Annotated in this window: 16 protein-coding genes and 1 tRNA gene; 14 read left to right on the top strand and 3 right to left on the bottom strand. The window is 62.7% G+C overall.

Annotated features, from left to right (window positions below; all coding sequences use genetic code 11):
- Positions 1 to 212 precede the first annotated feature (212 nt).
- The 4 genes from secA (at position 213) to ACTNBZ_RS04680 (ending at position 9,500) form a co-directional block, all read left to right on the top strand.
- On the top strand, positions 213 to 2,972 hold the full coding sequence (gene secA, locus ACTNBZ_RS04695) for a preprotein translocase subunit SecA (RefSeq protein ID WP_441208537.1): 2,760 nt from the start codon (positions 213 to 215) through the stop codon (positions 2,970 to 2,972).
- 312 nt (positions 2,973 to 3,284) lie between these two features.
- On the top strand, positions 3,285 to 4,097 hold the full coding sequence (gene pgeF, locus ACTNBZ_RS04690; RefSeq protein ID WP_441208536.1) for a peptidoglycan editing factor PgeF: 813 nt from the start codon (positions 3,285 to 3,287) through the stop codon (positions 4,095 to 4,097).
- Positions 4,097 to 5,641 carry an ABC transporter substrate-binding protein gene (locus tag ACTNBZ_RS04685; protein WP_441208553.1) on the top strand — a complete coding sequence of 515 codons (1,545 nt, stop codon included), beginning with the start codon at positions 4,097 to 4,099 and terminating at the stop codon, positions 5,639 to 5,641. Before pgeF ends, ACTNBZ_RS04685 begins: the two co-directional genes overlap by 1 nt.
- Before the next feature lie 163 nt (positions 5,642 to 5,804).
- Positions 5,805 to 9,500, top strand: a complete 3,696-nt coding sequence (locus ACTNBZ_RS04680) for a phosphoribosylformylglycinamidine synthase (RefSeq protein ID WP_441208535.1) — start codon at positions 5,805 to 5,807, stop codon at positions 9,498 to 9,500.
- A gap of 537 nt (positions 9,501 to 10,037) precedes the next feature.
- On the opposite strand, the gene ACTNBZ_RS04675 is transcribed toward ACTNBZ_RS04680, so the two are convergent.
- The 3 genes from ACTNBZ_RS04675 to ACTNBZ_RS04665 form a co-directional block, all read right to left on the bottom strand.
- Complete coding sequence (locus ACTNBZ_RS04675; RefSeq protein WP_441208534.1) at positions 10,038 to 10,811, bottom strand: FadR/GntR family transcriptional regulator; 774 nt, start codon at positions 10,809 to 10,811, stop codon at positions 10,038 to 10,040.
- Positions 10,812 to 10,913: 102 nt separating this feature from the next.
- Entirely contained in the window at positions 10,914 to 11,699 is a 786-nt protein-coding gene (locus ACTNBZ_RS04670) for an amino acid permease (RefSeq protein WP_441208533.1), read from the bottom strand.
- Positions 11,700 to 11,862: 163 nt separating this feature from the next.
- Entirely contained in the window at positions 11,863 to 13,062 is a 1,200-nt protein-coding gene (locus tag ACTNBZ_RS04665) for a mandelate racemase/muconate lactonizing enzyme family protein (protein WP_441208532.1), read from the bottom strand.
- A 256-nt stretch (positions 13,063 to 13,318) separates the two neighbouring features.
- On the opposite strand from ACTNBZ_RS04665, the gene ACTNBZ_RS04660 reads away from it, so the two are divergent.
- The 10 genes from ACTNBZ_RS04660 (at position 13,319) to ACTNBZ_RS04615 (ending at position 22,878) form a co-directional block, all read left to right on the top strand.
- Positions 13,319 to 13,786 (top strand): HAD family hydrolase, encoded by a 468-nt coding sequence (locus ACTNBZ_RS04660; RefSeq protein WP_441208531.1) that lies wholly within the window; start codon positions 13,319 to 13,321, stop codon positions 13,784 to 13,786.
- Positions 13,787 to 13,972: 186 nt separating this feature from the next.
- A complete protein-coding gene (locus tag ACTNBZ_RS04655) occupies positions 13,973 to 15,064 on the top strand; it encodes an ABC transporter substrate-binding protein (RefSeq protein WP_441208530.1) in 1,092 nt (363 codons plus the stop codon).
- A gap of 67 nt (positions 15,065 to 15,131) precedes the next feature.
- Positions 15,132 to 16,745, top strand: a complete 1,614-nt coding sequence (locus ACTNBZ_RS04650) for an ABC transporter permease (RefSeq protein ID WP_441208529.1) — start codon at positions 15,132 to 15,134, stop codon at positions 16,743 to 16,745.
- Positions 16,735 to 17,520 carry an ABC transporter ATP-binding protein gene (locus ACTNBZ_RS04645; RefSeq protein ID WP_441208528.1) on the top strand — a complete coding sequence of 262 codons (786 nt, stop codon included), beginning with the start codon at positions 16,735 to 16,737 and terminating at the stop codon, positions 17,518 to 17,520. Before ACTNBZ_RS04650 ends, ACTNBZ_RS04645 begins: the two co-directional genes overlap by 11 nt.
- A gap of 137 nt (positions 17,521 to 17,657) precedes the next feature.
- Positions 17,658 to 17,733, top strand: a tRNA-Val gene (locus tag ACTNBZ_RS04640).
- 58 nt (positions 17,734 to 17,791) lie between these two features.
- Positions 17,792 to 18,532, top strand: a complete 741-nt coding sequence (ymfI, locus tag ACTNBZ_RS04635; RefSeq protein WP_441208527.1) for an elongation factor P 5-aminopentanone reductase — start codon at positions 17,792 to 17,794, stop codon at positions 18,530 to 18,532.
- A gap of 121 nt (positions 18,533 to 18,653) precedes the next feature.
- Positions 18,654 to 19,856: an ABC transporter substrate-binding protein gene (locus ACTNBZ_RS04630; RefSeq protein ID WP_441208526.1), complete on the top strand. Its 1,203-nt coding sequence runs from the start codon at positions 18,654 to 18,656 to the stop codon at positions 19,854 to 19,856.
- Positions 19,857 to 20,043: 187 nt separating this feature from the next.
- Positions 20,044 to 20,919 carry a branched-chain amino acid ABC transporter permease gene (locus tag ACTNBZ_RS04625; RefSeq protein WP_441208552.1) on the top strand — a complete coding sequence of 292 codons (876 nt, stop codon included), beginning with the start codon at positions 20,044 to 20,046 and terminating at the stop codon, positions 20,917 to 20,919.
- Positions 20,920 to 20,929: 10 nt separating this feature from the next.
- Complete coding sequence (locus ACTNBZ_RS04620) at positions 20,930 to 22,018, top strand: branched-chain amino acid ABC transporter permease (RefSeq protein ID WP_441208525.1); 1,089 nt, start codon at positions 20,930 to 20,932, stop codon at positions 22,016 to 22,018.
- 53 nt (positions 22,019 to 22,071) lie between these two features.
- Positions 22,072 to 22,878: an ABC transporter ATP-binding protein gene (locus ACTNBZ_RS04615; RefSeq protein ID WP_441208551.1), complete on the top strand. Its 807-nt coding sequence runs from the start codon at positions 22,072 to 22,074 to the stop codon at positions 22,876 to 22,878.
- Positions 22,879 to 22,881 lie beyond the last annotated feature (3 nt).

Here is a 22,881-nt window from a genome sequence, read left to right as displayed (position 1 = left end):
ACCGCAAAACGGCGGAAAAGTCGATACGCCGGGAGCGGGTTCTCTGTTTTTTTACCGGGAGAATACCGAATGGATACCGGGAACGGGGAGGGACATGGATTTATTCATAATTTTCCCCTTTTTTATCGGGATGGGTTGTGATATACTTTAACCTGATATTTTGCAGACATTGGTTGTCCCCGTACCATGCGAGAAAGGTGATCTGACCAGACATGAATATTCTCAAAAAGCTGTTTGGCAACAGCTCCGCCAAGGAGCTCAGGGCCATCAATCCCATTGTGGATAAGATCGAGAAGCTGGACGCGGAGTACTCCGCCCTTACCGACGAGCAGCTCAAGGCCAAAACGCCGGAGTTCAAGGAGCGCCTCCGGAACGGCGAGACCCTGGACGACATCCTGCCCGAGGCCTTCGCCGCCTGCCGGGAGGCGGCCTGGCGTGTGCTGGGCATGAAGCCCTACCGGGTGCAGCTCATCGGCGGCATCATCCTGCACCAGGGCCGCATCGCCGAGATGAAGACCGGCGAGGGTAAGACCCTGGTGGCCACCCTGCCCGCCTACCTCAACGCCCTGGCTGGCGAGGGCGTGCACATCGTCACCGTCAACGACTACCTGGCCAAGCGCGACAGCGAGTGGATGGGCAAGGTGTACCGCTTCATGGGCCTGACCGTGGGTCTTATCATCCACGACGTGCCCCCCCAGATGCGCAAGGCGTCCTACCAGGCCGACATCACCTACGGCACCAACAACGAGTTCGGCTTTGACTACCTGCGGGACAACATGGCTATCTACGCCGGCGAGATGGTCCAGCGGGGCCACTCCTTCGCCATCGTGGACGAGGTGGACTCCATCCTCATCGACGAGGCCCGCACCCCTCTCATCATCAGCGGTCAGGGCGACCAGTCCACCCAGCTCTACACCATCGTGGACAATTTTGTTTCCCGCCTGAAGGGCAAGCGGGTGGCCAGCGTGGACACCAAGGAGGAGGAGGACCCCGACGAGGACGCAGACTACATCGTGGACGAAAAGGCCAAGACCGTCACCCTGACGGCCCGGGGCATCAAAAAGGCCGAGCAGGCCTTCAATCTGGAGAACCTGGCCGACGTGGAGAACACCACGTTGTCCCACCACATCAATCAGGCCATCCGGGCCCGGGGCCTGATGAAGCGGGACATCGACTACGTGGTCAAGGACGGCGAGGTCATCATCGTGGACGAGTTCACCGGCCGCCTGATGTACGGCCGCCGGTACTCCGAAGGCCTGCACCAGGCCATCGAGGCCAAGGAGCATGTCACCGTTGCCCGGGAGTCCAAGACCCTGGCCACCATCACCTTCCAGAACTACTTCCGCCTGTACGGCAAGCTCTCGGGCATGACGGGCACCGCCATGACCGAGGAGGAGGAGTTCGGCACCATCTACTCTCTGGATATCGTGGAGATCCCCACCAATAAGCCCCTGGCCCGGAAGGACAACCCCGACGTGGTCTACAAGACCGAGCGGGGCAAGTACCGCGCCATTGTGGGCCAGATCGAGGAGTGCCACAAGAAGGGCCAGCCCGTGCTGGTGGGCACCATCTCCATCGAGAAGTCGGAGCAGCTCTCTGAAATGCTCAAGCGCAAGGGCATCAAGCATAACGTCCTCAACGCCAAGTTCCACGAGAAGGAAGCCGAAATTGTGGCCCAGGCCGGCAAATTCGGCGCCGTCACCGTGGCCACCAACATGGCCGGCCGCGGCACCGACATCATGCTGGGCGGCAACGCCGAGTTCCTGGCCAAGGCCGACCTGAAGAAGGCGGGCCTCAGCGACGAGCTCATTGCCGAGTCCACCGGCTTTGCCGAGACCGACAACCAGGAGATCCTGGAGGCCCGGCGCATGTTCAAGGAGGCCGAGGCCAAGTACAAGGAGTCCATCAAGGAGGAGGCCGAGAAGGTCCGCTCCGTGGGCGGACTGTTCATTCTGGGCACTGAGCGGCACGAGTCCCGCCGTATTGACAACCAGCTCCGCGGCCGTGCCGGCCGCCAGGGCGACCCCGGCGAGACCCGGTTCTACCTGTCCCTGGAGGACGACATCATGCGCCTGTTCGGCTCCGAACGGGTCATGGGCATGATGGAGAAGCTGGGCGTGGACGAGGATACCCCCATCGACGCCAAGATGCTCTCGGGCGCCATCGAGAACGCCCAGAAGCAGGTGGAGTCCCGCAACTTCCAGACCCGTAAGACGGTGCTGGAGTACGACGACGTGATGAACACCCAGCGCGAGGTCATCTACAAGCAGCGCCGCCAGGTACTGGACGGCGAGAACCTGAAGGACAACATCCAGAAGATGCTCCGCACCGTGGTGGAGAACGCCGTTATGGGCCACGTGGGCGAGCAGAAGCACCTGGACGCCGAGACCTGGCGGGAGGTGTGCGCGCCCTTCCGGGGACTGTTCCTGCGGCCTGACGAGTTCAAGTTTACCGACAGCGAGCTGGAGCAGTACACCCCCCAGCAGCTCTCCGACATGCTGCTGGAGCGGGCCACCGACATCTATGCCCGCAAGGAGAAGGAGCTGGGCGAGCCCCTGATGCGTGAGCTGGAGCGGGTGATGATGCTGCGGGTGGTGGACGAGTACTGGATGGACAACATCGACGCCATGCAGGAGCTGCGCCAGGGCATCGGCCTGCGGGCTTACGGCCAGAGCGACCCGGTGGTCGAGTACAAGCGCGAGGGCTACGAGATGTTCGAGAACATGATCGCGGCCATCCAGGAGGAGACCATCCGCCGCATCTATCTGGCCCGGGTCCAGGTAGGCGGCGCGGTCAAGCGCGAGCGGGTGGCCAAGGTCACCGGCGAGTCGGGCGGCAGCGACCAGACCGTGAAGAAGCAGCCGGTCAAGAAGCAGGGCAAGATCGGCCGAAACGACCCCTGCCCCTGCGGCAGCGGAAAGAAGTGGAAAAAGTGCGACTGCGCCGAGTACCACGGCCCCGAGTATCAATAAGGAAGAGCCGCATATCCGCAAAACCTGAGCCCCCTCGGAGAGCGGAGGGGGTATCGCGCCGCTGTGCGGCGCGTATCCAGGGGGAACTGGTTCCCCCTGGAAGGCGCGGCCGGGAAGCGAAGCGACGCGTTTTCCGCAGAAAACGCCCGCGCCTTCCGGGTACCACGGCCCTGAGTATCAATAACAAAGAGAGCCGCCGGGCCGCGGGGCCCGGCGGAGCATGACTGTGATATATGAGAGAAGCGGAATGAGACAGACCGGCCCGGCCGGAGAGGGCCCATTCTGCTTTTCTCGCTTGTTGAGGATCTGAGTATGGTAATTACGGAATCTGTCAAACAGGGCATCCCCGTTCTGCACTGCGACGGCTTTGACGCCGCCGGCGGGGTGGCCCATGGCTTCTCCACCCGGGAGGGGGGCGTCAGCGAGGGGATCTACGCCTCGCTGAACCTGGGCTTCTGCCGGGGGGACGACCGGGAAAAGGTGCTGGAGAACTACCGGCGCTGGTGCCGGGCCATCGGCACCGACTATGAGGGACTGGTCCTCTCCAATCAGGTCCACGGGGACGTGGTGCGCACGGTGACCCTGGCCGACCGGGGCAGGGGCATCCACAGCAAGGGGGACTATGAGGCCGACGGCCTCATCACCGATATCCCCGGAGTGTGCCTGACCATCTTCGGGGCCGACTGCCTGCCCATCCTGCTCTACGATCCGGAGCGCCGTGTGGTCGCAGCGGTCCACGCCGGCTGGCGGGGCACTGCTAACGGCATCGTGAACCGGGCGGTGGAGAAGATGGTGAACGTCTACGGCTCCCGGCCGGCCAACATCCTGGCCGCCATCGGCCCGGGCATCTCCAAGTGCTGCTTTGAGACCGATGAGGACGTGCCCAACGCCCTGAGCGGGGCTCTGGGAGCTGCCGCGCTGCGCCACATGGAGATGGGGGGAGACGGCAAGTTCCACGTGGACCTGAAGGGCCTCAACGCCCTGCGGCTGGAGAAGCTGGGCCTGGAGCGGGAGCATATCGCCGTGTCCGATGTATGCACCATGTGCCAGCATGACCGTTTCTGGTCCCACCGCTACACCAGGGGCGAGCGGGGGAGCCAGGCCGCCATGATCCAGCTGCTGTGATGGGAAAACGGCAGCGTATGGCCCTGGGGGCCCTGGCCCTGCTGCTGGCGGCGGGACTGGCCGGCTGCGGAACTCCGCCGGAGCCGTCGCCAACACCGGCGGCCACGGAAAGCCCCAGCCCCACGCCGCAGGCCCGGCCCATGGAATTCGCCCTGCCCTGCTATCCCCAGGCCAGCTTTCATCCCATCACGGGGACGGGGCGGACCAACCTGGCCCTGGCGGGGCTGATGTACGACGGACTTTACGAGCTGGATCAGAGCTTTGAGCCCCGGCCCGCCCTGGCGGTGAGCCATACCGTGTCGGAAAACGGCCTGGTGTGGACCTTTGCCCTGCGGCAGGGGGTGACCTTCTCCGACGGCAGCCCCCTGACCCCCGCCGATGTGGTCTATTCCCTGGATCTGGCCCGCTCCAGCGCCCTCTACGCCGCCCGGCTGGCCCAGGTGGCCGGGGTGCGGGCGGGAGAGGGGACGGTGGAGCTGACTCTGTCCGCCCCCAACGGCGCCCTGCCCGCCCTGCTGGACGTCCCCATTGTCCGGCAGGGGAACGACCAGCGTCCGGCGGGCACCGGACTCTATGTACTGGAGGGAGACGACACCGGCCTGAGCCTCCGCCGCCGCTCCGGCGGCTGGCGGCAGGGCACGCCGGAGCCCGAGACCATCCCCCTGCGTCCGGTGGAGCAGGCCGAGGACCTGGTCTATCTCTTCGATACCAGGGAGATCTCCCTGGCGGACACGGACTTCACCGGGACCAACTCCCTGGGCTTTTCCGGCAGCTTTGAGACGGTGGACTACCCCACGGCGGATATGCTTTTTGTGGGCTTCAATACCGCCGGCGGGGTGTGCCGGGACGCGGCGGTCCGCCGGGCGCTGAGCCTGGGGATGGACCGCACCACCATCTGTACCGGCCTGCTCTCCCGCCACGCCGCGGAGGCCGTGCTGCCCGTCCACCCGGGTTCCGCCGCCTACGACGAAACACTGGCGGAGACGGCGGCCTATTCCCCACAGGCCATGGCCCAGGGACTGGAGCAGGCGGGCTGGAGTAAGAGCGGCGGGAAATACAGCCGTTGGGGCCGGCAGATGGAGCTGACGCTGTTGGTGAACCAGGACAGCGCCTGCAAGCTGGACGTGGCCGACGAGCTGGCCCGTGAGCTGACGGCCGCCGGCGTCGGGGTGACGGTGAAGAAGCTGGCCTGGAGCGACTATGTGGACGCGCTGGAGAGGGGCGACTTCGACCTCTATCTGGGTGAGGTGCTGCTCACCGGGGATTTCGACCCCTCGCCGCTGCTGGCGGGAGGCGCCCTCAACTACGGAAAGTATACCGGCGGGGAGCTGACCGGCGCCCTGTCCGCCTGGCGGGCGGCCCAGGGGGCGGCCCGGACCGCGGCAGGCCGGGTCTTTTACACCAGGCTGCTGGAGGAGGTGCCCTTTACGGTGCTCTGCTTCAAGAACCGGTCGGCCCTGACCCAGTGGGGACAGGTGTCGGGCATGACGCCCACCCAGCAGAACCTGTTTTACCGCTTTGCGGACTGGGAAGTGACAAAATAAAGCGGGATTTTCGGCAAAAGCCCGGCATTTTCCCGGCTTGCGGCCTGGCCCTGGACGCATTACAATAGGAATGGAAAAACAGGCCCGCCGTTTCCGGCGTGGATACAGAGAGACCAGCGCGACGAAACCGAACGAAAGACATAGACATAAAGGGGTTATGGAAATGGGTAACGTATTTCGCTGCTACGCAGAAAAGAAGCCCGGCTTCGATGTGGAGGCCCGCCGCCTGTACGGCGAGCTGAAGAACGAGCTGGGGCTGGAGGGACTGACCGGGGTGCGCATCCTCCACCGGTACGACGTGGAGGGCGTGGATCAGGCCACCTATCAGGCCATCCGCACCACCGTGCTCAGCGAGCCCCAGGTGGACGCGGCGTATGACGAGACCTTCCCCGACGTCCCCGGCGACGACCGGCTCTTTGCCGTGGAGGCACTGCCCGGCCAGTACGACCAGCGCGCCGACTCGGCCTCCCAGTGCGTGCAGCTGCTCACCGGCGGGGAGCGGCCCCTGGTGGCCGCCGCCACCGTATATATCCTCCAGGGCCAGGTCAGCGAGGAGGAGCTGGCCAGGGTCAAAAAGTACCTCATCAACCCGGTGGAGAGCCGGGAGGCCGGACTGGACCGGGTGGACACCCTGAAGCGGGAGTACGCCGTCCCCGCCGACGTGGCGGTGCTGGAGGGCTTCTGCTCCAAGGATGAGCAGGGCCTTGCCGCCATGCTCTCCGATTACGGACTGGCTATGGACCTGGCCGACCTGAAGTTCCTCCAGGCGTATTTCCGGGACGAGGAACGCCGTGACCCCACCCTGACTGAGCTGCGGGTGGTGGATACCTACTGGTCCGACCACTGCCGCCACACCACCTTCTCCACCCACATCGACTCGGTGGAGATCCTGGACGAGGACGTGAAGGCCGCCTATCAGATGTACCTCTCCGCCCGGGAGGAGGTCTATGGGAAAGAAAAGGCCGCCGTCCGCCCCCAGACTCTGATGGACCTTGCCACCATTGCCGGCAAGGTGCTCAAGAAGCGGGGCGTGCTGAAGCACCTGGACGAGAGTGAGGAGATCAACGCCTGCTCGGTCCACGTCACCGCTACGGTGGACGGGGAGGAGCAGGACTGGCTGCTCATGTTCAAGAACGAGACCCACAACCACCCCACCGAAATCGAGCCCTTCGGCGGCGCGGCCACCTGCATCGGCGGCGCCATCCGGGATCCCCTGTCCGGCCGCTCCTATGTCTACCAGGCCCTGCGCGTCACGGGCTGCGGCGACCCCCGCACCCCCCTGAGCAAGACCATCGAGGGCAAGCTGCCCCAGCGCAGGCTGGCCCAGACCGCCGCGGCGGGCTATTCCTCCTACGGCAACCAGATCGGCCTGGCCACCGGCCATGTGGCCGAGGTCTACCACAGCGGCTATGTGGCCAAACACCTGGAGGTGGGCGCCGTGGTGGGCGCCGCTCCCGCGGCCAACGTGGTGCGGGAGGTCCCCGCCCCCGGCGATGTGGTCATCCTGCTGGGCGGCCGCACCGGCCGGGACGGCATCGGCGGCGCCACCGGCTCCTCCAAGAGCCATAACAAGAAATCTCTGGCCACCATGGCCTCTGAGGTGCAGAAGGGCAACGCCCCCGAGGAGCGCAAGATCCAGCGCCTGTTCCGCAACGGCGACGTGACCCGTATGATCAAGCGGTGCAACGACTTTGGCGCCGGCGGCGTCAGCGTGGCCATCGGCGAGCTGGCCGACGGATTGTCCATCGACCTGGACGCGGTGCGCAAGAAGTACGACGGCCTGGACGGCACCGAGCTTGCCATTTCCGAGAGCCAGGAGCGCATGGCCGTGGTGGTGGCTGAGGCGGATGCCGACAAGTTCATCGCCGCCGCCGGGGCCGAGAACCTGGAGGCCTACATTGTGGCCCGGGTCACTGAGGAGCCCCGCATGGTGATGACCTGGCGGGGCAGGAAGGTGGCCGACCTCTCCCGGGCCTTCCTGAACACCAACGGCGCGGCCAAGCATACCTGCGTCACCGTGCCCGACTACTTTACTCCTGAGAGCCTGTTCCACAAGGGAAGCCTGCGCTCCACCGCCGCCAGCCTCAAGACCGCCAGCCGCCGGGGCCTCGTCGAGCGGTTCGACGGCTCCATCGGCGCGGGCTCGGTGCTCATGCCCTTCGGCGGCAAAACGCAGCGCACCCCCGCCCAGGCCATGGCCGCCCTGCTGCCCGTGGGTCCCGGCCACACCACCGACACCTGCTCGGTGATGGCCTGGGGCTTCGATCCCTACCTGATGGAACGAAACCCCTACACCGGCGCCTTCGTGTCGGTGCTCACCTCCATGGCCAAGCTGGTGGCCGCGGGCTGCGATCCCAAGGCGGCCTACGCCTCCTTCCAGGAGTATTTTGAAAAGCTGCGGGACGAGCCGGAGCGCTGGGGCAAGCCCTTCGCCGCGCTGCTGGGCGCCCTGACCGCCCAGCTGGGCCTGGGCGTGGCCGCCATCGGCGGCAAGGACTCCATGTCCGGCTCCTTCCTGGACATGGACGTGCCCCCCACCCTCATTTCCTTCGCCATCGCCCCCGCCAAAGCCGGGGACGTGCTCTCCCCCGAGTTCAAGGCGGCCGGCCACCCGGTGTACCTCTTCCAGGCGGAAAACGCCCTGGACTGCGGCGAGATCAACCAGTGCTTTGCCCATGTCCATGAACTGTGCGCCGCCGGTCAGGTGAAGGCCGCCTGGGCGGTGGAGGAGAACGTGGCCGAGGGTATCATGAAGATGTCCTTCGGCAATGAGATCGGCTTTGCCGCCCGGGAGGACGTGCCCAACGTGTGGTACGGCGTGCGAAGCGGGGCCATCATCGCCGAGTGTGACAGCGAGGTGGAGGGCGGCCTCCTGCTGGGCTACACCACCGAGGAGCCCGTCATCAAACTGCCCGGCGAGGAGGCTCCCATTTCCGAACTGCTGACCATCTCCGAGCATGTGCTGGAGGAGGTCTATCCCACCCGCACCTGCGACGCCGGCACCCCGCCCCTGCTCACCTGCGCCCAGCGCGCTCCCATTGTGGCCGGGAGCCGCATCGCCCGGCCCAGGGCGGTCATCCCCGTGTTCCCCGGCACCAACTGCGAGTATGACACCGCCGCCGCCTGCGAGCGGGCGGGCATCGCGCCGGAGATCCTGGTGGTGCGCAATCTGAGCTCGGCCACCCTGGCCCAGTCGGCCCAGGCCCTGGAGAGCGCCATCCGCTCCGCCCAGATGGTGGTGCTGCCCGGCGGCTTCTCCGGCGGCGACGAGCCCGACGGCTCGGCCAAGTTCATCTGCTCCTTCCTCCGCAACCCCAGCATCACCGACGCCATACACGACCTTCTGAAAAACCGGGACGGCCTGATGCTGGGTATCTGCAACGGCTTCCAGGCCCTGGTCAAGCTGGGTCTGGTGCCCTACGGCGAGATCCGGCCCATGGACGAGAACTGCGCCACCCTGACCTTCAACAACATCGGCCGCCACCAGAGCCGGTATGTGACCACCCGCATCGCGTCGGTCCGCTCCCCCTGGATGCTCAAGAGCCAGGTGGGCGACCTCCACGCCATCCCCATCAGCCACGGCGAGGGCCGCTTTGTGGCCCCCCAGAGCCTGCTGGACCAGCTGGCGGCGAACGGCCAGGTGGCCACCCAGTACGTGGACGCCGACGGCATCCCCTCCATGGATATCGACGTGAACCCCAATGGCTCCCTGATGGCCATCGAGGGCATTTTCTCCCCGGATGGCCGGGTGTTCGGCAAGATGGGCCATTCCGAGCGGCGGGGCGAGTACGTGGGAAAGAACATCCCCGGCGACAAGCACCAGCCCCTCTTCGAGAGCGGCGCGGCCTACTTCGCCTGATACTGCGGCCCTGAGACCATATGCTGCAAACAAAACGCTCCGCGGGAGAAAAGTCCCGCGGAGCACTTTTGGTTCTGCTCAGTTGGCCTGTTCCGGGTGCTGTCCCCGCCTGTCATCCTCTCCTGCGGAATGTATATCGTATGCCGATGGGGGAGGCAGAGCACAGACGGAGCGGAATGAGTTTACATATTATTCACAGACGATTTAAAAACTGTCCAATTCTTGGCGGGGAAAGCGTGGTATCCTATAGGTGCAGTCAGGGAATACCCAAACAACACCGCCCCAGGCTGCGGGGGCGGACAAAAGACAACATGGGCGTGCCTGTGTTTCTAAATAGAGTTAAATACGTGTTTTTCATTTACCTCCTCTCTCTCTTTTCAAAAAAGCCGAAGCCCATCCGAACCGGATGGGCTTCGGCTTTTGCCATTTAAAAAAGGACGCTCACACTAAAACCTGGCGCGGCATCATGCGGAACGCATGATGCCAGTGCGCGCAGCGCACGGAATTTCAAATGAAAGCTTTCATTTGAAATTAGTATCAGTCAAACACATCCATACCGTGGACGGGGACGATGCCCAGGACTTCCTCCCGGGCGCGCCGGGCGGCCTCTGCATCGCCGTGAACAATGCTTTCATAGATCCGGATATGGGTATCGTCCATGGCGTCCGGAGACAGGCCGGCCTCCACCCTCCGATGGGTGCGGGTGCTGACCATGTGGGCGATATGCCGCCGGATGAGCTGCTGCACCATAAAATAGACGTCCTTATAGAGACTGTTATGGCCCATCTTGACCACCTGGTAGTGAAACGCCAAATCGGCGTCCACCACCCGGTCCAGCAGCTCCTGGTCGTCAATGTTCCTGTGAAATTCCTTCGTGTCCGCGTTGTACTGCTCCAGCAGTTCATGGAGCCGGGCCTTTTCCTCCTCCGTGGCGTACTGGATGGCCAGATTCATGCACTCGCCCTCCAGCAGGTTGCGCAGCTGCTGCACCTCGCGGTATTTTTCGTCATCATCGTAAAAGACAGCGATCTCGCTGAGAAAAGGCCGCAGAGAAAAGGAACGGACGAAGGAACCCTCGCCCACCCGGGTCTCGATGATACCCAGCGTGCTGAGCTTCTGCAGGGCCATGCGGACGCTCAGACGGTTGACGCCGAACAGCTCCGCAAATTCCCCTTCCGAAGGGATCTTGTCCCCTGCTTTCCATACGCCGTCCGCAATGTCCTGCTTGATGGAGGCACATACCTGATCCACCACAGACATACGGGTGATTTTTTGCCGTTTCCGGGCCGGCCGAACCCGTTCGTTTTCCATTTCAGTATCCACCTGACTTACTTTCCCGCTGAGGAACATTCCATATCAAACGGGTTTTTATGTTATTTTACATTCTAATTATATAGAAAAAACCTCGGTTTGTCACCCTGTATTTTCAGAATATCTGGAAACGGCAGGAAAACAGGTCACGGGACGGACAAAAGCTGAAGCAGACCGTAGTAGAGAAACGAAATGGCTGTAAATACAGCCACCATGGGCATAGCCCTGAGTGGAGTAAACGAACAGCAGCACCGCGCCGCAGAAGCCGCCGGAGATCTGGCCGTTGGTGAAGGTGATGCCCCAGCCGTTGATGAGGAAGTTGGGATCAGAGAAATCGAAAATGGGCAGACGGATCTTGAAGATGCCTACGATGGCAAAGAGGATCAGGGCGGCGATGAGCAGCCAGGTCATCAGCTTTTGTGCCTTGGCCATGATATCCACGCCCATCAGGTTGACCACATAGAAGAAGGTCAGCAGAGAGGCGCCTACGATGACCTTGGCGACGGGAGTGCCAAGAGCGGGGATGATGTCGCCGAGATAAGCGGCGGCGGAGGCACCGAACAGGGACAGGCTGACACACTGGGTCAGGTACATAAAGGCGAACACACCGGCCACACGGGGACCGGCCATGCCGCACAGCATGGAGTAGTTGCCGCCGCCCATTCGGACGGTAGAAGAAATGAACACTGTGGGAAGGATCATCAAAAAGCCCATGATGATCGCCATGAAGTAGGCCAGCCAGGCGGAATAGCCGGTCATCTTGATGGCGGGAACGATCAGCGTGATGACGCCGGCACCGATGACCTGGCCGATTGCCAGCGCGTACAGCTCAGGCTTGCCGAGCGTACCGGGACCGGGCTCTTTTTCGCGGATTACCTTAATTGCCATAATGACTCCTCCAATACTCAATTCAAAAGCGGGTGATGCATTGTCTCCCGGAGCGGCGCCTCTCCGGGAGACAATGCCGGAAATCACGGGGAAGGACACTGCCGGCGCACGCGCCGGCAAAATGCCATGGCATTTTACCAGAATGAACGGTTATTCGGGAGAATTATACCGGAGCTTCCACGACTTTGTACAGAGTGGCCTTATCAATGGCCTCCTGCAGGAACTCGTTGCCGATGCCGGGCAGGTCGGGAACGGTGAAGTAGCCGTTCTCAGGCTGCAGGTTGTACTTGGTCAGGCCCAGGCAGGTGTCCATGCGGTTGCAGGTGTGGTGCTCATGAATAATGAAGTTGGGGATGGTGCACTCCACATGCAGGGCGGCGTTGGTGGCCAGGGGGCTGCCCGCCACGTGGACCTGGATGCCGGCGTCATAGGCGTGGGCCATGTCGCAGATCTTCTTGACCTCGGAGATGCCGCCGCAGTTGCCGATGTCGGGCTGGGCCAGCTGGAGCAGGTTGCGCTTGAAGTAGTCGGCGTACTGCCAGCGGGAGAAGAGCCGCTCGCCGTTGGCAATGGGCACGCTGGTGTACTTGGCGATGTATTCCACGGTCTGGGTGGTGGGGGTGTTGGGTTCCTCAAAGGCCATGATGTTGTACTTCTCAGCCAGCCTGGCCAGCTGCACGGCGCCCAGGGCGTCGGGATAGGAGTGGTTCTCCATGATGATGTCCACATCGTCGCCGGCGGCCTCGCGGACGGCCTTCATGCGGGACTCCACCATCTTGAGCTGCTTGGGCGTGAGAATGCCGGTGGTGTCCAGGAAGCTGAGGGGCTTGCCCTCCTCGTCACGGTCGAAAAAGTCCACCTTGATGGCGTCGAAGCCTTCCTCAACTGCCAGCCTGGTGTTGTGGGCGTAATCCTCGGGGGTAACGGCCCACAGGTGCTCGCTGACGCCCACCTGGCCCCAGCCGAACTGCAGCTGGCTGGCATAGGTGCGCAGCTTGTCCCGGACCTTGCCGCCCAGCAGCTGGTACACGGGAACGTTGAAGAACTTGCCCTTGATGTCCCACAGGGCTACGTCGATGGCGGCAATGCCGGAGAATACCACAGGACCGCCGTTCTGGCCCCAGAAGGTCTTTTTGTACATGGTCTCCCAGATCAGCTCGGTCTGGAGGGGATCCATGCCCACCACCAGCTCGGCCAGGTCGCACACCATGCCGAAGGCGGCGGTGCCGCCCACGCCGTAGGCCATACCGGCTTCGCCGTCGCCGCAGATGCCGGCGTCCGTGTGGATGCGGCAGCCGATGGGGCTGTTCTGCTTGCTATTGGCGGTGGGGAGGCGAAATACTTCGATCTTGGTGATCTTCAAATCTACCAGCTCCTTTTCTTTATCGCTTGATAGGTTGTTCGCTATGTCGCTATTATATGAGTGACATATTCGAAAGTCAAGCACCATGTGAAGATTCGGAAGTTTTCCTATTCTGTTCGGTTGAATTTTGGACATTCTGACCAAAACAATAAAAAAGAGCCGCGCAGGACCAAAGCGGCTGGACAGCTCCGGACAATACAGTCATAATAAGAATAAAAGCGCCAAAGCGTGCGGAGAGACGGAAGGAGAGATGGGTATGCTGACTGTTTCGATCCCTGGACGGGAGACACTGGAGCTGAACTATCTGGTGCTGGATTATAACGGCACCATCGCGGTGGATGGGGCTCTGCTGCCCGGCGTGGCGGACCGGCTGGCGGCCCTGAAAGACCGGCTGGAGATCCTGGTCCTGACGGCGGACACCTATGGGACAGTGCGGGAACAGTGCGCTCCGCTGGGGGTGGAGGTACGCACCTTCCCCCGGGAGGGGGCGGCGGCCTGTAAAGCAGAGATCGTGCGGGAGCTGGGGGGAGGAGCGGTCTGCCTGGGCAACGGCTTTAACGACATCCCCATGTTTGACGCTGCCGCCCTGTCGGTGGCAGTGCTGGAGGAGGAGGGGGTGTGCGCCGCCCTGCTGTCCCGCGCGGATGTACTGGTCCCCTCAGCGGTCAGCGGCCTGGATCTGCTGCTCCGGCCCGACCGGCTCCGGGCCACCCTGCGGAGCTGATTTTTCGTAAAAGGCGATTGATAATGACACGGCAGAAATTTATTGAATTATCCTATAATGACGATGGGGAATTGAAAAGTGAAGTCGGGTGTGCTATAGTGGCTCCTGCAAAAGACCGGTCCAGGCGTCAGAGACCGACGTGCGGGCCAGCTTTGCCGACAAGCATGAAAGGATAGGTACTTAAAAATGAAGAAAAAGCTGCTTTCCCTCTGCCTGGCCGCAGCCATGGTATTTGGACTGGCGGCCTGCGGCGGCTCCGCCGCACCCAGCGCCACCCCCGCCCCCACTGCGGCCCCCACTGCCACCCCCGCGCCGGAGGCTGCCGCGCCCGAGCTGAGCGGCACCATGAAGGTGGTCGCCACCAGCGAAGACTATGTGACGCTCTTTGACAAGTTCACCGAGGAGACCGGCGTGAAGGTGGAGCTGCTCTCCATGTCCTCCGGCGAGGTCCTCTCCAAGCTGCGGGCCGAGGGCGGCACCCCCGCCGCCGACCTGTGGTTCGGCGGCGGCATCGACGCCTTCATGAGCGCCAAGGACGACGGCCTGCTGGAGCAGGTGCAGTTCGACGCGGCGGCCGATCTGTCCGACACCTATAAGGACGCTGACGGCTACTGGTACTCCAAGGGCATCACCATCGTGGGCTTCCTGGTCAACGACAAGCTCCTGGAGGAGCTGAAGCTGGAGGCTCCCACCTCCTGGACTGACCTGCTCAAGAGCGAGTATGCCGGTGAGATCATCATGTCCAACCCCGCGGTCTCCGGCACCAACTACGCCGTGGTCAACGCCCTGCTGCAGACCATGGGCGAGGAAGAGGGCTGGAAGTACTTTGAGGGCCTGAACGAGAACATCGCCTACTACGGCAAGCGCGGCTCCGACCCCAAGAACAAGACCATTGCCGACGAGTACGCCATTGGCATCTCCTATATCGACCGGGGCGTGGAGGCCCTGACCGAGGAGTACCCTGTCTCCATCGTCTATCCCACCGACGGTATCCCCTGGGTGCCCGAGGGAGTGGCCGTCTTTAAGAACGCCGACAATGTGGAGGCCGCCAAGTACTTCGTGGAGTGGCTCTTCAGCAACGACGACAACCTGCGCATGCTGGCCGAGATCGACCAGAAGGACGGCGTCAAGCTGGTCAAGCCCTCTCTGGAGGGTGTGGAGCTGGGCTATGACACCTCTATCCTGATGGAGGAGGACCTGTCCCTGTTCGGCGCCCAGCGCACCGAGATCCTGGAGCGCTTTGAGACCCTGATGGGCGACAAGGCTGCCAATGAATGATCGAAGCGGTTCCGTTTCCGCGAAAAGGGCATCGAGAGATGCCCTTTTTCACGCTTGCGGCTATGGTATGGACAAGCTCCTGCTGCTGGCGCTGCTGGGCAGCGTGTGCCTGTTCGTTTTTTACCCCATGCTGTGCATCCTGCTGCGCAGCTTTCAGGGGGGCGGGAGCTTCGGCGCGGGGGCCTATCAGGCGGTGTGGGAGCAATACCGCGTCAATCTCTGGAACAGCGTCTTTGTGGGTGTACTGACGGCGGTGTTCTGCACCATTTTGTCGGTGGCCACGGCGCTGTTTATCGCCACCAGGCGGGGGTGGGTCAGGCTGCTGTGTATGGGACTGCTGCTCATCACCATGGTCTCGCCTCCCTTTGTGTCCTCGCTGGCCTATATCCAGCTCTACGGCCGCCGGGGGTGGATCACCTACCGGCTGCTGCACCTGTCCTGGGACCCCTATAACTGCTGGGGCGTGATCTGGATGCAGAGCATCTCCTTCGTGCCCCTCAACGCCCTGTTCCTGGGCGGGATCCTCTCCAAGCTGGACGGGGGCAGCCTGCAGGCCGCCCGGGACCTGGGGGCCAGTCCCGCCGCCATCCTGCGGGATATTGTGCTCCCCCTGATGCGGCCGGGCATCCTGGTGTCCCTGCTGCTCTCCTTTGTCCGCTCGCTGGCCGATTTCGGCACGCCGGTGATCATCGGCGGCCGGTTCTCCACCATCGCGTCGGAGATCTACCTTCAGCTGGTGGGCTATTCCAATCTGGAAAAGGCCTCCGCCATGAACATGTTCCTGCTGCTGCCCTCCATCGCGGCGTTTTTCCTCTACCGGTATCTGCTGCGCCAGTCTGACCGCCTGACCGAGGGGAGCCGGGGACGGCAGGAGGGGCTGGAGCTCAAGCTCTCCCGCTGCGGTCCCATGGGTGCCGCGGCCATTGGAGTGAGTATGCTCTTTTTCGGGATGATGGTGCTGCAGTACGGTTGTATCTTCCTCTCCGGATTCCTCAAGAGCACCCGGGGAAAGTACGCCTTTACCACCCGGTATCTGGAGCAGCTTTTGAAATATGACGCCTCCACCATGCTGCGCAGCATCTGGTACGCCCTGATCGTCTCTCTGGCGGGTACGCTGTTCGCCATCCTGTTCTCCTATTATATGGAGCGTCGGCACGTGCCGGGGCGCAGCTTCTTCGACTGTCTGGTGACTCTGCCCTACATGCTGCCCGGCACCTGCTTCGGTATCGGCTATATCCTGGCCTTCAACTCCCAGCCGCTGAAGCTTACCGGCACGGCGGTCATCGTTCTGGCCAACATGCTGTTCAAGCAGCTGCCCACCTGCACCAAGATCTGCACGGCTACCCTGACCCAGGTGCCCGAATCCCTGGAGCGGGCAGCCCGGGACCTGGGGGGCGGCCCCTTTGCGGTGATGCGGGACGTGATCCTGCCCAGCCTGCGTCCGGCGTTCCTGAGCTGTTTTGTCTACAATTTTTCCAGCAGCATGACCACTGCCGGGGCCATCCTCTTCCTGATAAACCCCGGGAAGAAGCTGGCGGTATTCAAACTGTTCGACGCAGTGTACGCGGGCGACTATGCGCTGGCCTCCCTGATCTCCACGCTCATCATCGTGATCGTGCTGGCGGTGGAGGGACTGGCCTATCTCATCTCATGGAAGGCGGCGAGACCTCGTGTATCTTGAGCTGAGCCACTTAAAGAAGCGATTTGGCGAAAAAGAGGTGGTCCAGGACCTCTCTCTTTCCCTGGAACGGGGAGAACTGCTGTGCATCCTGGGCTCCTCCGGCTGCGGCAAGACCACCACGCTGAACATGATCGGCGGCTTCCTGATGCCGGATGGGGGGACCATCCGGCTGGATGGGCAGGACATCACGGCGCTCCCGCCGGAGCGCCGGCCGGTGACCACGGTGTTCCAGTCCTACAGCCTGTTTCCCCACATGTCGGTGCTGCAGAATGTGATGTACGGGCTGAAGTTCCAGTCCTGTGGCAAAGCCGCCGCCAGGGAGAAGGGAATGAAATATCTGGATATGGTGGGCCTCACCGACTATGCCGGCGCCCGGATCCATGAGATCAGCGGCGGACAGCAGCAGCGGGTGGCCCTGGCCCGGGCCCTCATCGTGGAGCCCAAGCTCTGCCTGCTGGATGAGCCCTTCTGCAACCTGGACGCGGCGCTGCGGGTCAAAATGCGCGCCGAGCTGAAAAAGCTCCAGCGGGAGCTGGATATGACCATGGTGTTCGTCACCCACGACCAGGAGGAGGCCATGATCCTCTCTGACTCCATGGCCATTATGGAACAGGGCAGGCTGATCCAGAACGACACGCCCTACCATATCTACCGGCATCCCGCCGGGGATTTTGTAAAAGAGTTCCTCAATCTGGACGAGCTGGTCTGGAAAGAGGACGGCACCATGATGAAGATCATCAAAAAGCCGGATGCTCCGGAAGGGGAGCGGATCTGAGTACCCGTCTGCCGCCCTGTATCGCAAAAACGGCCGCCGTGCCGGAGCTTGCTCCGGTACGGCGGCCGTAAAGCAGGAAAAGATAAAAAAGGGGTTGACAACAAAGAATACTTCCGCTATAATAAACTACGCTGTTTGGACGATTAGCTCAGCTGGTAGAGCATCCGCTTGACGTGCGGGAGGTCACAGGTTCAAGTCCTGTATCGTCCACCAGAAAAAGAAGCACCTGCCCGCAGGTGCTTCTTTTTTGTTTGGATAAGGAGGGAGAAGCATGGAACGTGGAAGGACAGTGCTCATCACAGGGGCCAGCCGGGGGATCGGCGCGGCCTGTGCCCGGCGGTTTGCCGCGGCGGGGGACCGGGTGGCGCTGAACTACTGCCGTGCGGAGGAGCGGGCCCTGGCTCTGGCGGAGGAGCTGCGGGCGGCGGGAGCCCGGGTGGAACTCTTTCAGGCCGACGTGGGCGATACGGCGCAGGTGGAGCGAATGGTTGACAATGTGTTGGATAAATTTTGTCAACTTGACATTCTGGTGTGCAACGCAGGCGTGGCAAAACAGCAGCTCTTCACCGATATTTCCGACCGGGACTGGCGGGAGCTCTTCAATGTCAATGTGGATGGGACCTTCCGCTGCTGCCGGGCGGTGCTGCCCCATTTCATTCACCGGAAGGCGGGAAGGATCATCACCATGTCCTCCATGTGGGGACTGACCGGCGCTTCCTGCGAGGTGGCCTATTCGGCCTCAAAAGCCGCTGTAATCGGCCTTACCAGGGCTCTGGCCAAGGAGGTTGGGCCCTCCGGGATCACGGTGAATTGTGTGGCCCCGGGGGTCATCGACACCGAGATGAACGGCAATCTGACGCCGGAAGATCTGGAAGTTCTCCGGCAGGAGACGCCTCTGGAGACCATCGGCCGGCCGGAGGACGTGGCGGAGAGCGTCTTTTTCCTGGCGTCGGAGGCCGCTTCCTTTATGACTGGGCAGGTCTTGAGCCCCAATGGCGGTATTTTGATCTGATTTTGTGCTTTACTGACATGAATCCCCATGGGGCAGGAGACCGCATTGGCTATTTTAACAGGTTGACAACTTTTTGGGCACGGCGTATAATGTCAACAACCTGTAAGGAGGGTACATGAATATGAAAAAGATGCGTTTTCTGTCTCTTGCAATGGCAGCCGCGATGAGCCTTTCGCTCCTGGCTGGCTGCGGCGGCGGCACCGCCAAGCAGCCTGAGTCCAGCAGCCCGGCCGGCTCCGCTTCCGCTGCCTTCAAGCTGGGCGGCACCGGCCCCCTGACCGGCGGCGCCGCTATCTACGGCAACGCTGCCAAGAACGGCGCCCAGATCGCTGTGGACGAGATCAACGCCGCCGGCGGCGCCATCCAGTTCGAGCTCAAGTACGAGGACGACACCCACGACGCCGAGAAGGCTGTCAACGCTTACAACGCCCTGAAGGACTGGGGCATGCAGATCTCCCTGGGTTCCGTGACCTCCAAGCCCTGCGAGGCCACCAGCTCCGAGACCTTTGCCGACCGGATCTTCGCCCTGACTCCTTCCGCCTCCTCCACCGCTGTTCTGGAGGGTAAGGATAATATGTACCAGATGTGCTTCGTGGACCCCAACCAGGGCTCCGCCTCCGCCCAGTATATCTTTGACAAGAAGCTGGGCACCAAGATCGGCATCATCTACAAGAACGACGACGTCTACTCCATGGGCATCACCGACACCTTCAAGTCCAAGGCCGCCGAGCTGGGCCTTGAGGTGGTCAGTGAGGGCGCCTTCGCCGACGGCAACGACACCGACTTCAGCGTGCAGCTCAACGAGGCCAAGAGCGCCGGCGCGGACCTGATCTTCCTGCCCATGTACTACACCCCCGCTTCCCTGATCCTCTCCCAGGCCAAGGCCATGAACTACGCGCCCAAGTTCTTCGGCGTGGACGGCATGGACGGCATCCTGACCCTGGAGGGCTTCGACACCTCCCTGGCCGAGGGCGTCATGCTCCTGACCCCCTTCAATGCCGACTCCACTGATGAGAAGACCCAGAACTTTGTCAAGACCTATCAGGACAAGTTCGGCGAGATCCCCAACCAGTTCGCCGCCGACGCCTATGACTGCGTCTACGCCTACGCAGCCGCCCTGGAGAAGGCCGGCTGCACCCCCGACATGAGCGCCCAGGACATCTGCGAGAAGCTGGTCGAGACCTTCCCCACCTATGACGGCCATGAGGGCGTGACCCTGGACGGCCTGACCGGCGAGGGCATGACCTGGGATCAGACCGGCGCCGTGTCCAAGGCCCCCAAGGGCATGGTCATCGAGAACGGCGGCTACGTGGGCATGGATTGATCCCCCGCACCGCATCCCCAAGCGATTTGCCCTTTACGGAAGTTCCAGGAGGGCTGCCGGAAACGGCAGCCCTCTTTCTTCTGTTTTCCGCAAAGAAAAGGCTGATCGGAAAAGCGCCGGCGGGCGGTCCGGCTTTTTTCCGATCAGCCCATCCCAAGAGAGAAATTGAGGTGTGCATATGGATCTTCTGACCTTCGTGACCTACCTGATCAACGGCATCAGTCTGGGCAGCGTCTATGCCATCATCGCCCTGGGCTATACCATGGTCTACGGCATCGCCAAGATGCTCAACTTCGCCCATGGCGACGTCATCATGGTGGGAGCCTACATCTGCTTCTTCGTCATCAACTCCTACCACCTGCCCCCCATCGTGGGCGTGCTGGCCGCCATGGCGGTGTGCACGGTGCTGGGCGTGGTCATCGAGCGCTTGGCCTACAAGCCCCTGCGGCAGGCTCCCTCCCTGGCTGTCCTCATCACCGCCATCGGTATGAGCTATTTCCTGCAGAACGCGGCCCAGCTGCGCTGGAGCTCCAACCCCAAGGTGTTCCCCAGCATTTTCGGCAATGTGAGCCTGTCCCTGGGCCCCATCTCCGTGTCCCTGACCACTCTGGTGACCATCGCGGCCTGTGTGGTCATCATGATCGCGCTGACCACCTTCACCGGCCAGACCAAGATGGGCAAGGCCATGCGGGCCTGCTCGGAGGATAAGGGTGCGGCCCAGCTCATGGGCATCAACGTGAACACCACCATCTCGGTGACCTTCGCCATCGGCTCGGCCCTGGCCGCCATCGCCGGCGTGCTGCTCTGCTCCGCCTACCCCACCCTGCAGCCCACCACCGGCTCCATGCCCGGCATCAAAGCCTTCACCGCCGCCGTGTTCGGCGGCATCGGCTCCATCCCCGGCGCGTTCCTGGGCGGCATCCTGCTGGGCATCATCGAGATCTTTGCCAAGGGCCTGATCTCCACCCAGATGTCCGACGCCATCGTGTTCGCCGTCCTCATCATCGTTCTGCTGGTCAAGCCCGCGGGATTGCTGGGCAAGCAGATCCGTGAGAAAGTCTGAGGTGGCGGTCATGAAACAGATCAAACGTATGAAAAAGAGCACCCGCAGCAGTCTGTTTACCTATGCCCTGGTCATCGCAGGCTACGTGGTCATCCAGCTCCTGCTGGCCGGCGGCAGCATCAGCAGCTCCCTGAAGGGCCAGCTGGTACCCATCTGCGCCTATATCGTCATGGCCATCTCCCTGAACCTGACAGTGGGCGTGCTGGGCGAGCTCTCTCTGGGCCACGCCGGCTTTATGAGCGTGGGCGCCTTTTCCGGCGTGGTGGCGGCCATGAGCCTGGCCGAGGCCATCCCCTTCGCGCCGCTGCGCCTGGCGGTCGCCATGGCGGTGGGCGCGCTGTGCGCCGCTGTGGCCGGCTTCCTCATCGGCATCCCGGTGCTGCGGCTCAACGGCGACTACCTGGCCATCGTCACCCTGGCCTTCGGCGAGATCATCAAGAGCATCATCAACAACCTCTACGTGGGCGTGGACGGCCGGGGCCTCCACTTCGGCCTCATGCTCCAGAACGCCAATGAGCTCAAGCTGGGCGAGGGCGGCAAGGTCCTCATCAGCGGCGCCATGGGCGTGTCCGGCGTGGCCAAGATCTCCACCTTCACCGCCGGCTTTATCCTGATCCTCATCACCCTGGCGGTGGTGTTCAATCTGGTGAACAGCCGTGCCGGCCGTGCCATCATGGCCCTGCGGGACAACCGCATCGCCGCCGAGAGCGTGGGCATCAACATCACCAAGTACAAGATGATGGCCTTCGTCATCTCCGCCGCTCTGGCGGGCGCGGCGGGCGCGCTGTTCAGCATGAACTTCTCCACCATTACCGCCAACAAGTTCGATTTCAACACCTCCATCCTGATCCTGGTGTTTGTGGTGCTGGGCGGCCTGGGCAATATGTGGGGCTCCGTTGTGGCGGCCACCCTGCTCACCGTGCTGCCTGAGATGCTGCGCCGGTTCAGCGATTACCGGATGCTGGTCTACGCCATCGTGCTCATCCTGGTGATGCTGGCCACCAACAATCCCACCATCAAGGAATTCTTCGGCCGCTTTGGCCTGACCAAGCGGGCCCGTAAGAACCCCGTCCAGGCGAAAGGAGGCAGACAGGCATGAGCCGAATGGAAAAGCGCACCCCCACCAAGCTGGTCCCGGTGCCCAGCGTGAACATGGTCCCTGAGCGGGACGTGGACAAGCGGCCCATCCTGGAGTGCCGCAATCTGGGCATCGACTTCGGCGGTCTGACCGCCGTGGACAGCTTTGACATGGCCATCGGCCGCACCGAGATCGCCGGTCTCATCGGCCCCAACGGCGCGGGCAAGACCACCGTATTCAACCTGCTGACCAAGGTGTACCAGCCCACCCGGGGCACCATACTGCTGGACGGGAAGGACACCCACAGCATGACCACCGCCCAGGTCAACCAGGCCGGCATCGCCCGTACCTTCCAGAACATCCGCCTGTTCGACAAGCTGAGCGTGGAGGACAACGTGAAGATCGGCCTCCACAACCAGATCCGCTATCCCATGTGGGACGGCATCTTCCGCCTGCCGGGCTACTGGAAGAAGGAGAAGCTGGCCCATGAGAGCGCCATGGAACTGCTGCACATCTTCGACATGGAGAATCTGGCCGACCATCAGGCGGGCAGCCTGCCCTACGGCGCACAGCGCCGGCTGGAGATCGTCCGGGCCCTGGCCACCAATCCCTCCCTGCTGCTGCTGGACGAGCCCGCCGCCGGCATGAACCCCTCCGAGACCGCCGACCTGATGGAGAATATCCTGAAGATCCGGGATACCTTCCACATCGCCATCATGCTTATCGAGCACGATATGAACCTGGTCATGGGCATCTGCGAGGGCATCTGCGTGCTCAACTTCGGCCGCATCATCGCCAAGGGCACGCCGGAGGAGATCCAGAACAACCCCAAGGTCATCGAGGCCTATCTGGGCAGCCAGAAAAAGAAGAAGGAGGCGTGAGCG

Source organism: Pseudoflavonifractor sp. HCP28S3_F10, assembly GCF_052065415.1.
GTDB lineage: Bacteria > Bacillota > Clostridia > Oscillospirales > Oscillospiraceae > Pseudoflavonifractor_A.
Note: the sequence above shows the minus strand (reverse complement) of the source record. Positions and strands in the feature narration are given on the sequence as shown.

Bases quoted from the DNA above. Each gene is read 5' to 3' on its own strand.
- secA (WP_441208537.1), top strand. From the start codon at position 213: ATGAATATTCTCAAAAAGCTGTTTGGCAACAGCTCCGCCAAGGAGCTC.
- ACTNBZ_RS04680 (WP_441208535.1), top strand. From the start codon at position 5,805: ATGGGTAACGTATTTCGCTGCTACGCAGAAAAGAAGCCCGGCTTCGAT.
- ACTNBZ_RS04620 (WP_441208525.1), top strand. From the start codon at position 20,930: ATGAAACAGATCAAACGTATGAAAAAGAGCACCCGCAGCAGTCTGTTT.
- pgeF (WP_441208536.1), top strand. From the start codon at position 3,285: ATGGTAATTACGGAATCTGTCAAACAGGGCATCCCCGTTCTGCACTGC.
- ACTNBZ_RS04615 (WP_441208551.1), top strand. From the start codon at position 22,072: ATGGTCCCTGAGCGGGACGTGGACAAGCGGCCCATCCTGGAGTGCCGC.
- ACTNBZ_RS04630 (WP_441208526.1), top strand. From the start codon at position 18,654: ATGAAAAAGATGCGTTTTCTGTCTCTTGCAATGGCAGCCGCGATGAGC.
- ACTNBZ_RS04660 (WP_441208531.1), top strand. From the start codon at position 13,319: ATGCTGACTGTTTCGATCCCTGGACGGGAGACACTGGAGCTGAACTAT.
- ACTNBZ_RS04675 (WP_441208534.1), bottom strand. From the start codon at position 10,811: ATGGAAAACGAACGGGTTCGGCCGGCCCGGAAACGGCAAAAAATCACC.
- ACTNBZ_RS04650 (WP_441208529.1), top strand. From the start codon at position 15,132: ATGGACAAGCTCCTGCTGCTGGCGCTGCTGGGCAGCGTGTGCCTGTTC.
- ACTNBZ_RS04655 (WP_441208530.1), top strand. From the start codon at position 13,973: ATGAAGAAAAAGCTGCTTTCCCTCTGCCTGGCCGCAGCCATGGTATTT.
- ACTNBZ_RS04685 (WP_441208553.1), top strand. From the start codon at position 4,097: ATGGGAAAACGGCAGCGTATGGCCCTGGGGGCCCTGGCCCTGCTGCTG.
- ymfI (WP_441208527.1), top strand. From the start codon at position 17,792: ATGGAACGTGGAAGGACAGTGCTCATCACAGGGGCCAGCCGGGGGATC.
- ACTNBZ_RS04670 (WP_441208533.1), bottom strand. From the start codon at position 11,699: ATGGCAATTAAGGTAATCCGCGAAAAAGAGCCCGGTCCCGGTACGCTC.